We start from the raw sequence: 9,541 nt of genomic DNA, 5'->3' as shown, positions 1-9,541 counted from the left end.
GGTGGTCGAGGCCATCGAAGCGGCGGCCGCCCTGGGCGTGGGCGCCGTGCTGTTCAACTGCAGCCAGCCGGAAGTCATTGGTTCGGCCGTGGATGTGGCGCGTTCGGTGATTGAACGCCTGAACGCGGATATCGCCATCGGCGCCTACGCCAATGCCTTCCCGCCGCAACCGAAGGAAGCCACCGCCAACGACGGCCTGGACGAACTGCGCGAAGACCTCGACCCACCGGGCTACCTGGCCTGGGCTCGGGACTGGCAGCAACGTGGCGCCAGCCTGATCGGCGGTTGCTGCGGCATCGGCCCCGAGCATATCGCCGAGCTCAAGCGCAACCTGGCCTGAGCAACGGAATGAACAAGGCGCCTGGCTTGCATCAGGCGACTTGCGTTCAGAGGTCAGTGATGGATCGGCTCGGCATCCCGCGCCGAACGCAAGTGCAGATAGACCGTGTTCCTGGAGACGCCCAGATCCTGGGCAACCCGTCCGACGGCCCCCTTGAGCTTGAAGATGCCCTGCTCGTGGAGCAGGTTGATGACCGCCTTGTTGTAGCCATTCGCCGAGAGTGCCAGCGTTTCGGCGACCTTTTTTCGCGCCGAACCCAAGGCAACGAGTACCGTCTCGTTCACGTCGGCCCCAAAGTTCTCCGACAGCACCTCGGTCACGCTGGCAGGCGGCTGCATGAAACTGCCCAGTAGTTCGTGCAGTGGCGTGTTCAGGTGGAAATTGATGCACAGCAGTCCGATCGGCATACCCTGTTCGCCGCGAATGACCAGCGTGGTCGACTTGAGCGGTTCGCCGTTGCGGTTCTTGCAGAAATAGTTCTTCCCGGAACTGCCCTGCGACTCATTGATTTCGGCAAGCATGCGCAAGGCCAGGTCGGTGATCGGCGCCCCCGCCTGCCGCCCGGTCAGGTGCCCATTGATGATCTTGATCACCGAGGCATCCAGGTTGTCCAGGCTGTGGAGGACGAACTCGAAGCCCGCCCCCAGGTAGGCTGCGAGGCCGTCCAGCAGCGTCGAATGGGAGCGCAGGATGGCCTGGTCAGCCGGCGAGAGCTTCACCATGGTCCGGGGCATCAGGCCGAGACGGCGATCGCCTCGATTTCGACCAGCACACCTTTCGGCAGGGCCTTGACCGCCACGCAGGAGCGTGCCGGCTTGGACACGAAGAACTGCTCGTATACCTCGTTGAAGGCGGCGAAGTCAGCCATGTCGTGGAGGAAGCACGTGGTCTTCATCACCTGCTCGAAACCTACCCCGCCCTCTTTCAGAACAGCTTCCAGGTTCTTGATGGTCTGCAGGGTCTGTTCGCGGACGCCGCCTTCCACCACCTGGCCGCTGGCAGGGTCCAGCGGGATCTGGCCGGAAGTGAAAATCAGGTTGCCGAAGGCCTTGGCCTGGGAGTAAGGCCCGATGGCAGCGGGGGCATTGGCGCTGGTGATGGTTCTCATGAAAGGGGCTCCGATAGCGATTGGTGTGACCCATGACGGGAGGAGCCCTGATGCTAGAATGAACAAATGCTCATTCGCAATACTTTTATTCATCGCCTGCCGTCTTGTCCCGGGGCCTGGCCCGCGGCATCACGATGTCATGCTGCTTCACACGCCGATACAAGGTCGCCCGAGAAATGCCCAGCGCCCGCGCCGCCGGCCCCGGCTGCCAGCGGTGGCGCACCAGAGCCTCGAGCAGCGCCTGGCGCTCGGGACTGGCCAGCACCTCCACCTGCACCTGTGGCGCCGCGCCATGCAGCTCTTCGGGCAGGTCCTGCAGGCGGATACTTTCACCCGCGCAGAGGGCACAGGCGTAGCGCAGAACATGGCGCAACTGGCGCACGTTGCCCGGCCAGCCGTATCCCAGCAGACACTCCAGGGCCGCGGCGCCCAGCCCCAGGCGCAAGCCGCAGCGTGAGGCCTCCTCATCGAGGATACGGTTGATCAGGTCCAGCTTGTCGCTACGCTCGCGCAGCGGCGGCAGTTCGAAACGCGCGCCACTGAGGCGAAAATACAGGTCCTGGCGAAAGGCGCCCTCGGCCACCAGGGCCGCCAGGTCGCGATGGCTGGCGCAGATCACCTGAATATCCACGGTTTGCCTGCGCGCCGCGCCCAACGGTGCCACTTCGCCCTCGGCCAACGCACGCAACAGGCGTGTCTGCAGAGCCAGGGGCATGTCGCCGATCTCGTCGAGGAACAACGTGCCGCCATCGGCCTGCTGCAGCAGCCCGCGCGCGCCCTTGCGCTCGGCACCGGTAAAGGCGCCGGCGACATAGCCGAACAGCTCGCTCTCGATCAGACTGTCGGGGATCGCGGCGCAATTGAGCGCCACGAAGGGTTTGTCACGCCGCGCACTTCGCTCATGCAACTGGCGGGCGAAGACTTCCTTGCCGGCACCGGTTTCGCCATGGATCAGCACGGGCAGGTTGCGGTCCTTGACACGGACCGCCAGGCGCAGGCTCTCGGCGATCCGCGGGTCCGGTTCGCCGGCGGCGTGGCGCGCAACCACCCTCTTGTGCGCGCTCCGGGGCACGCTCAGACGAACATGCAGGCCGTGCTCGGCTAAATGCAGTGGATGTTCGTCGGCAGCCGCATGCAACAGGTCCGGGTCGAAGACCTCGCCGATGTGCCGTGGCAGTTGCCCATGGCGCTCCAGCAGATAATGCCGGGCCGAGGGGTTGAGCGCCTGCACGCAACCGTCGGCGTCCCAGGCGAAGAGGAACTCCGGCTGGCTGTCGACGTAGCCCGGGGCGGCGTGTGCTCGCAACACCCACAAGCCACGGGTGCTGTGCATGAAGAAGGCGTTTTCGATGTCACGGGCGCTCTGCACGGTCATCTGCCGGATCAGGTGCTGGCTGCGGCGGTCGTCCGGAGACTCCACGGCCGACACGTCGAGCACCCCGAGCAATTCGCCCCAGGGGTCGAACACCGGTGCCGCCGAGCAGGTCAGGCCGATGAAGGCGGCGCGGAAATGGTCACGTTTGTGCACCGTCACCGGTACGCGATTGGTCAGCACCGCGGCCACGCCACAGGTGCCCTCCTCGCCTTCCGACCAGCAGGTTCCCAGATACAGCCCGGCACGCCGGCAGTCGGCACGGATCGCCGACTCCACGCGATAGTCGATGGTATTGCCCTGGGCGTCGGTGAGCAGCACGCAGTAGTCGGCGTCGCGCACCCGGCCATGCAGCCGCGAGACCTCCTCACCGGCGATGCACAGGAAGCTCTCGGCGCGCTCGCGGTATTCCCTGAGCAATGTCTGGCTGAGGATACGCGGGCCCTGCAGCGAGCCCGGATCCAGGTGGTGCTGCTCCATCGAACGGCGCCAGGAGTCGAGGATCAGGTTCGGTACCGGCGCCTCAGGCAAGCGGCCGGCATGACGCAACACACGGCTGACACAGTCCACGTGGGCTCTGGAGTAGGCAGGAAGCATGGGGCCTCCACGGCGTGTTTCATTGTTCTTGTTGCGCTCATTTAAGCCCCGCCTCGCCTGCGGGACAAGTGTCACGAACAGCCGGCAGCCCACTGAGACGCAGCGTCTCAACGTCTCACCGCGACGCCAGGCAGGCTGACATGGCGCGTCTCATTCCGCCGCGCGTTCAGCCACCGGTTTGACCCACTCCAACCGCTCTGACACAGGGCATGCAGCCTCATGCAGCGCATCCTGGCACCGCCCTTGCTATCTCCCGCATGACACCGGGCTCCGTCCCGCACCCACAACAACAATCAGAGGTGCGTCATGTTCGCTCCTGTTTCTTCGCCGTTTTTCCAGACCGAGAAAGTTGCTCCGGCGACTGGCGGCTTCTCGCTATGAGTCGGCCGCTGCGCGTGGGCATCATCGCCAACCCCGCCTCGGGCCGGGACCTGCGCCGCCTGACCGCCAATGCCGGGCTCTACTCCAGCACCGACAAGGCCGCCGTAGTCCAGCGCCTGCTGGGCGCCTTCGGCGCCACCGGCATCGACGAGGTGCTGATGCCGCCGGACATGACCGGCATTGCCGCCGCCGTGCTCAAGGCGAGTGGCAGTCGCCACGCCCGTGAAAGCCGCTGGCCACGCCTGGAGTTCCTCGACATGCCGCTGCGTCAGGGCGTGGAGGATACCCGCCTGGCCGCACGACTGCTGGTCGAGCGAGGCGTCAGCCTGGTGGCCGTGCTCGGTGGCGACGGCACGCACAAGGCGGTGGCCGCCGAGGTCGGCGACATACCGTTGCTGTGCCTGTCCACCGGGACCAACAACGCCTTCCCGGAACTGCGCGAAGCCACCGGCGCCGGACTGGCCGGCGGGCTCTATGCCAGTGGCCGGATTCCCCCGCCGGTGGGCCTGCGGCGCAACAAGCGCCTGCGCGTGCGACTGGCGGCACGGGGTATCGACGAAATCGCCCTGGTGGAAGTCGCCGTCTCGCCACTGACCTTCACCGGCGCCCGCGCCATCAGCCGCGCCGAGGACCTGGCGGAAATCCATGCAGCCTTCGCCGAGCCCCACGCCATAGGCCTGTCCTCGCTGTGCGGGCTATGGAACCCGGTGTCGCGACGCTGCCCGCGCGGCAGTTGGCTGCGCCTCTCGCCACAGGCCGACGAGGCGCTGCTGGCACCGCTGGCCCCGGGCCTGCTGCAAGCCTGCGGGATCGTCGCCAGCGGCAGCCTCGAACCCGGCGTACCACGCCGGCCATTGCTGGCCGCCGGCACCCTGGCGCTGGATGGTGAACGCGAGATCGAGTTCGCCGCCGCCGACCGCCCCAGCATCACCCTCGAACTTGACGGCCCGCTGAGCATCGACGTCGAGGCCGCCCTGGCCTTCGCCGCCCACCATCGCCTGCTGGCCGTTGCCGGCAAGCCCGTGAACCACCCTGGAGAACAAGAAAATGTCCCTGCTATCGACTGAACGACTGCTCCATGCCTATCGCGTGATGCGCACCATCCGCGCCTTCGAGGAACGCCTGCATGTGGAATTCGCCACCGGCGAGATTCCCGGCTTCGTGCATCTTTACGCCGGCGAGGAAGCGTCCGCCGCCGGCGTCATGGCCCATCTCGACGACGAGGACTGCATCGCCTCCACCCATCGTGGCCACGGTCACTGCATCGCCAAGGGGGTGGATGTGTACGGCATGATGGCCGAGATCTACGGCAAGAAGACCGGCGTCTGCCAGGGCAAGGGCGGGTCCATGCACATCGCCGACCTGTCCAAGGGCATGCTTGGCGCCAACGGTATCGTCGGCGCCGGCGCGCCGCTGGCGGCCGGTGCGGCACTCGCCGCCAAGCTCAAGGGCAACCGCGCGGTGGCCGTAGCCTTCTTCGGCGACGGCGGCTCCAACGAGGGCGCGGTGTTCGAGGCGATGAACCTCGCCTCCGTGTGGAACCTGCCGTGCATCTTCGTCGCCGAGAACAACGGCTACGCCGAGGCCACGGCATCGAACTGGTCGGTGGCCTGCGACCACATTGCCGACCGCGCCGCCGGCTTCGGCATGCCCGGGGTGACCGTGGACGGCTTCGACTTCTTCGCGGTCCACGAAGCCGCCGCTGCCGCCGTCGAACGTGCCCGGGCTGGCGAAGGCCCCTCACTGATCGAGGTGAAGCTCACCCGTTACTACGGCCACTTCGAAGGCGATGCCCAGACCTACCGCGCCCCCGATGAAGTCAAGCACTACCGCGAAACCCGCGACTGCCTGATGCAGTTCCGCGAACGCACCGTGCGCGCCGGGCTGCTGCAGGCCAGCGTCCTGGACGGCATCGACGCCGAGGTGCACGCCAGCATCGATGAGGCGGTGCTGCGGGCCAAGGCCGATCCCAAGCCTTCGCCGGCCGACCTGCTCAGCGACGTGTACGTCGCCTACCCCTGAGATCAGCCGCCGGGCGCCGTGGGACAACCCCTCGCCCCGGCCCCGGAAGAACAACAAGAGGAGAGCCATCATGGCCAGAAAGATCACTTACCAGCAGGCCATCAACGAAGCCCTGGCCCAGGAAATGCGTCGCGACCAGACGGTATTCATCATGGGCGAGGATAACGCCGGCGGCGCTGGCGCACCGGGCGAGGACGACGCCTGGGGCGGCGTGCTCGGCGTCACCAAGGGCCTGTTCCACCAGTTCCCCGGCCGGGTGCTGGACACCCCGCTGTCGGAGATCGGCTACGTCGGCGCGGCGGTCGGCGCCGCGACCCGAGGCCTGCGCCCGGTGTGCGAGCTGATGTTCGTCGACTTCGCCGGCTGCTGTCTGGACCAGATCCTCAACCAGGCCGCCAAATTCCGCTACATGTTCGGAGGCAAGGCGGTGACCCCGCTGGTGATCCGCACCATGGTCGGCGCCGGCCTGCGCGCCGCCGCCCAGCATTCGCAGATGCTCACCTCGCTGTGGACCCATATTCCCGGGCTCAAGGTGGTCTGCCCGTCCTCGCCGTATGACGCCAAGGGCCTGCTGATCCAGGCCATCCGCGACAACGACCCGGTGATCTTCTGCGAACACAAGCTGCTCTACTCGATGCAGGGTGACGTGCCGGAAGAGTTGTACACCGTCCCCTTCGGCGAGGCCAACTTCCTGCGCGAGGGTGATGACGTGACCCTGGTGACCTACGGCCGCATGGTTCACCTGGCCATGGACGCCGCCGCCAGTCTGGCGCGCCAGGGCGTGTCCTGCGAGGTGCTGGACCTGCGCACCACCAGCCCGCTGGACGCCGACAGCATCCTCGAAAGCGTGGAGAAGACCGGCCGACTGGTGGTGATCGACGAGGCCAACCCGCGCTGCTCCATGGCCACCGACATCGCCGCATTGGTCGCCGAACGGGCGTTCGACTCGCTCAAGGGACCGATCCGCCAGGTCACCGCGCCACACACGCCGGTGCCCTTCTCCGACGCCCTGGAGGACTTGTACATCCCCAGCGCGGCGAAGATCGAGGCCACGGTCCTGGAACTGGTGCAAGGGAGGAAGGTGGCATGAGCCGAATCCACACCCTGACCATGCCCAAGTGGGGCCTGTCGATGACCGAGGGGCGTATCGACGCGTGGCTCAAGCAGGACGGCGACGTCATCGAAAAAGGCGATGAAGTGCTCGACGTCGAGACCGACAAGATCAGCAGCAGCGTCGAGGCGCCCTTCTGCGGTGTACTGCGCCGGCAGGTGGCACGAGAGGAAGAGGTTCTGCCGGTCGGTGCCCTGCTGGGGGTCATCGTCGAAGGTGAAGCCAGTGACGAAGAGATCGACGAAGTGGTCGAGCGCTTCCAGGCCGAGTTCGTCCCGAGCGATGGCGCCGAAGTCGACAACGGACCGATACCGCAGAAGGTCGAGCTGGACGCCCGTGTGCTGCGCTACTTCGAGCGCGGCGAAGGCGACGTGCCTTTGCTGCTGATCCACGGCTTCGGCGGCGATCTGAACAACTGGTTGTTCAATCATGAGGCGCTGGCGGCCACCCGCCGGGTCATCGCCCTCGACCTGCCGGGCCATGGTGAGTCGGGCAAGACGCTGCTGCGGGGCGATCTCGACGAACTGAGCGGGGCGGTGCTTGCCCTGCTCGACCACCTGGATATCCGGCAGGCGCACCTGGCTGGACACTCCATGGGCGGCGCCGTGGCCCTCAACGCCGCGCGACTGGCGCCCCGGCGCGTGCGCTCGCTGAGTCTGCTGGCCAGTGCCGGGCTGGGTACGCAGATCAACGGTGAGTACCTGCAAGGCTTCGTCAGGGCCAACAGCCGCAACGAGCTCAAGCCGCAACTGGTGCAACTGTTCTCCGACCCGACGCTGGTCAACCGGCAGATGCTCGAGGACATGCTCAAGTACAAGCGACTCGAAGGCGTGGGCACGGCATTGCGGCAGCTCGCCGACCAACTCTTCGCCAACGGCCGGCAGCAGGCCGACCTGCGCCATGTCCTGGACACCGCCGAACACCCGGCCCTGGTGATCTGGGGCGAGGCGGACGCGATCATCCCGGCCAGCCACGCCGAAGGTCTACCTGCCGAAGTTCACGTACTGCCCAAACAGGCCCACATGCTCCAGCTCGAAGACGCCGAGGCGGTCAACGCCCTGCTGCTGGACTTTCTCAAACGCCATTGACCCACAAGGGCCCGCCCATAGGGCCGGGCCTCAGGAGACAGCCATGACAATCGACACCAACAGCATGCGCGCAGCGGTCTGGCACGGCCGCAACGATATCCGCGTGGAAAACGTGCCGCTGCCGGGCGACCCACCGCCCGGCTGGGTGCAGATCCGCGTGCACTGGTGCGGCATCTGCGGTTCGGACCTGCACGAGTATGTTGCAGGCCCGGTGTTCATCCCGGTGGAAGCGCCCCACCCGCTCACCGGGATCAAGGGCCAGTGCATTCTCGGTCACGAGTTCTGCGGCGAGATCGTCAAGCTTGGCGAGGGTGTCGAGGGCTTCAGCAGCGGCCAAGTCGTCGCGGCGGACGCCTGCCAGCACTGCGGGACCTGCTACTACTGCCGAAACGGCCTGTACAACATCTGCGAGAACCTGGCCTTTACCGGGCTGATGAACAACGGTGCCTTCGCCCAATGGGTCAACGTGCCGGCCAACCTGCTGTACAAGCTGCCCACGGGCTTCCCCACCGAAGCCGGAGCCCTGATCGAGCCGCTGGCGGTGGGCATGCACGCGGTGAAGAAAGCCGGCAGCCTGCTGGGGCGCAACGTGGTGGTGGTCGGCGCCGGCACCATCGGCCTGTGCACCATCATGTGCGCCAAGGCCGCCGGCGCCGCCCAGGTGATCGCGCTGGAGATGTCCTCGGCACGCAAGGCCAAGGCCCGCGAGGTCGGCGCCAGCCATGTGCTCGACCCGAACGAATGCGACGTGCTGGCGGAGGTCCGCCGCCTGACCAATGGCCTCGGGGCGGACGTCAGCTTCGAGTGCATCGGCAACAAGCACACCGCCAAGCTGGCCATCGACGCCATTCGCAAGGCTGGCACCTGCGTGCTGGTGGGCATCTTCGAGGAGCCCAGCTCCTTCAACTTCTTCGAGCTGGTGGCGACCGAGAAGCAGGTGTTCGGCTCGCTGGCCTATAACGGCGAGTTCGCCGATGTGATCGCCTTCATTGCCGATGGCCGCCTGGACATCACGCCTCTGGTCACCGGACGCATCGAGCTCGAAGAGATCGTCGAGAAAGGCTTCCAGGAGCTGGTGAACAACAAGGAGCACAACGTGAAGATCATCGTTTCCCCTCAAATGTCCTGAATCTGGCCTGGAGGGCCGCCGGGTGCGGCCCTTTTTACCCAGGCGAAGCCGATATCAGTCCCTACCTGTTCCATCAGTGGACAGCCCCCCGAAGCTGACGGAAAAGTAATGTCGGGCTCAGGTCGCTGACAGCGCGGGATCGCTCGCGGCACCAGATATAGCCCCGGCTCCCGTGCCGCATCCGGTATTCGGGTCGGCGCATCGTGGGTGAGGTAACTGACCCGCTTTAGCAGACCCGAACACATTGCGTCTCATACCAGCAATTAAATTGAACTCCCTTGCGACGCTCTACTTCATACCCTAGACAAGCACGCTCCTGCCAAGCCCCTGAAGGATGACGGGTATGAACGATCGTGTCCCAGGACGTGGTGTAACTCGTCATGGCTCTGGCCA

Annotated in this window: 9 protein-coding genes; 6 read left to right on the top strand and 3 right to left on the bottom strand. The window is 66.2% G+C overall.

All coding sequences use genetic code 11. From position 1 onward, the window contains the following. A partial coding sequence (locus tag K675_RS0116590) for a homocysteine S-methyltransferase family protein (RefSeq protein WP_017904620.1) occupies positions 1–340 on the top strand: 340 nt, incomplete at its 5' end. Positions 341–393: 53 nt separating this feature from the next. Here K675_RS0116590 and K675_RS0116585 read toward each other — a convergent pair. The 3 genes from K675_RS0116585 to K675_RS0116575 all read right to left on the bottom strand — a co-directional run bounded on the left by K675_RS0116585 (position 394) and on the right by K675_RS0116575 (position 3,417). Beyond that, the gene (locus K675_RS0116585; RefSeq protein ID WP_037006674.1) at positions 394–1,062 is read right to left on the bottom strand and encodes a helix-turn-helix transcriptional regulator; all 669 of its coding nucleotides are present in this window, start codon (positions 1,060–1,062) and stop codon (positions 394–396) included. 11 nt (positions 1,063–1,073) lie between these two features. Then, positions 1,074–1,448 (bottom strand): RidA family protein, encoded by a 375-nt coding sequence (locus K675_RS0116580; RefSeq protein ID WP_017904618.1) that lies wholly within the window; start codon positions 1,446–1,448, stop codon positions 1,074–1,076. A gap of 85 nt (positions 1,449–1,533) precedes the next feature. Next, positions 1,534–3,417 (bottom strand): sigma-54-dependent Fis family transcriptional regulator, encoded by a 1,884-nt coding sequence (locus tag K675_RS0116575; RefSeq protein ID WP_026145264.1) that lies wholly within the window; start codon positions 3,415–3,417, stop codon positions 1,534–1,536. Between the two features lie 377 nt (positions 3,418–3,794). Here K675_RS0116575 and K675_RS0116570 point away from each other — a divergent pair, with 377 nt between their 5' ends. The 5 genes from K675_RS0116570 to K675_RS0116550 all read left to right on the top strand — a co-directional run bounded on the left by K675_RS0116570 (position 3,795) and on the right by K675_RS0116550 (position 9,148). After that, positions 3,795–4,865, top strand: coding sequence for an ATP-NAD kinase family protein (locus K675_RS0116570; RefSeq protein ID WP_017904616.1), 1,071 nt, complete (start codon positions 3,795–3,797; stop codon positions 4,863–4,865). Next, positions 4,846–5,820 carry a thiamine pyrophosphate-dependent dehydrogenase E1 component subunit alpha gene (locus tag K675_RS0116565; RefSeq protein ID WP_017904615.1) on the top strand — a complete coding sequence of 325 codons (975 nt, stop codon included), beginning with the start codon at positions 4,846–4,848 and terminating at the stop codon, positions 5,818–5,820. Before K675_RS0116570 ends, K675_RS0116565 begins: the two co-directional genes overlap by 20 nt. Before the next feature lie 70 nt (positions 5,821–5,890). Beyond that, positions 5,891–6,910: an alpha-ketoacid dehydrogenase subunit beta gene (locus K675_RS0116560; protein WP_017904614.1), complete on the top strand. Its 1,020-nt coding sequence runs from the start codon at positions 5,891–5,893 to the stop codon at positions 6,908–6,910. Further along, on the top strand, positions 6,907–8,019 hold the full coding sequence (locus tag K675_RS0116555; protein WP_017904613.1) for an acetoin dehydrogenase dihydrolipoyllysine-residue acetyltransferase subunit: 1,113 nt from the start codon (positions 6,907–6,909) through the stop codon (positions 8,017–8,019). Before K675_RS0116560 ends, K675_RS0116555 begins: the two co-directional genes overlap by 4 nt. Positions 8,020–8,083: 64 nt before the next feature. Continuing rightward, positions 8,084–9,148, top strand: a complete 1,065-nt coding sequence (locus tag K675_RS0116550; RefSeq protein WP_157383950.1) for a 2,3-butanediol dehydrogenase — start codon at positions 8,084–8,086, stop codon at positions 9,146–9,148. The last annotated feature ends 393 nt before the right edge of the window (positions 9,149–9,541 follow it).

This window comes from Pseudomonas fuscovaginae SE-1 (assembly GCF_000364705.1).
GTDB classification, from domain to species: Bacteria; Pseudomonadota; Gammaproteobacteria; order Pseudomonadales; family Pseudomonadaceae; genus Aquipseudomonas; species Aquipseudomonas fuscovaginae_A.
The sequence above is the reverse complement of the archived record's forward strand: the minus strand, read 5'-3'. Positions and strand labels throughout refer to the sequence as shown.

What these genes read in the sequence shown, in the direction of transcription:
- K675_RS0116585 (WP_037006674.1), bottom strand. Translation starts at nt 1,062, where the DNA reads ATGGTGAAGCTCTCGCCGGCTGACCAGGCCATCCTGCGCTCCCATTCG.
- K675_RS0116580 (WP_017904618.1), bottom strand. Translation starts at nt 1,448, where the DNA reads ATGAGAACCATCACCAGCGCCAATGCCCCCGCTGCCATCGGGCCTTAC.
- K675_RS0116575 (WP_026145264.1), bottom strand. Translation starts at nt 3,417, where the DNA reads ATGCTTCCTGCCTACTCCAGAGCCCACGTGGACTGTGTCAGCCGTGTG.
- K675_RS0116570 (WP_017904616.1), top strand. Translation starts at nt 3,795, where the DNA reads ATGAGTCGGCCGCTGCGCGTGGGCATCATCGCCAACCCCGCCTCGGGC.
- K675_RS0116565 (WP_017904615.1), top strand. Translation starts at nt 4,846, where the DNA reads ATGTCCCTGCTATCGACTGAACGACTGCTCCATGCCTATCGCGTGATG.
- K675_RS0116560 (WP_017904614.1), top strand. Translation starts at nt 5,891, where the DNA reads ATGGCCAGAAAGATCACTTACCAGCAGGCCATCAACGAAGCCCTGGCC.
- K675_RS0116555 (WP_017904613.1), top strand. Translation starts at nt 6,907, where the DNA reads ATGAGCCGAATCCACACCCTGACCATGCCCAAGTGGGGCCTGTCGATG.
- K675_RS0116550 (WP_157383950.1), top strand. Translation starts at nt 8,084, where the DNA reads ATGCGCGCAGCGGTCTGGCACGGCCGCAACGATATCCGCGTGGAAAAC.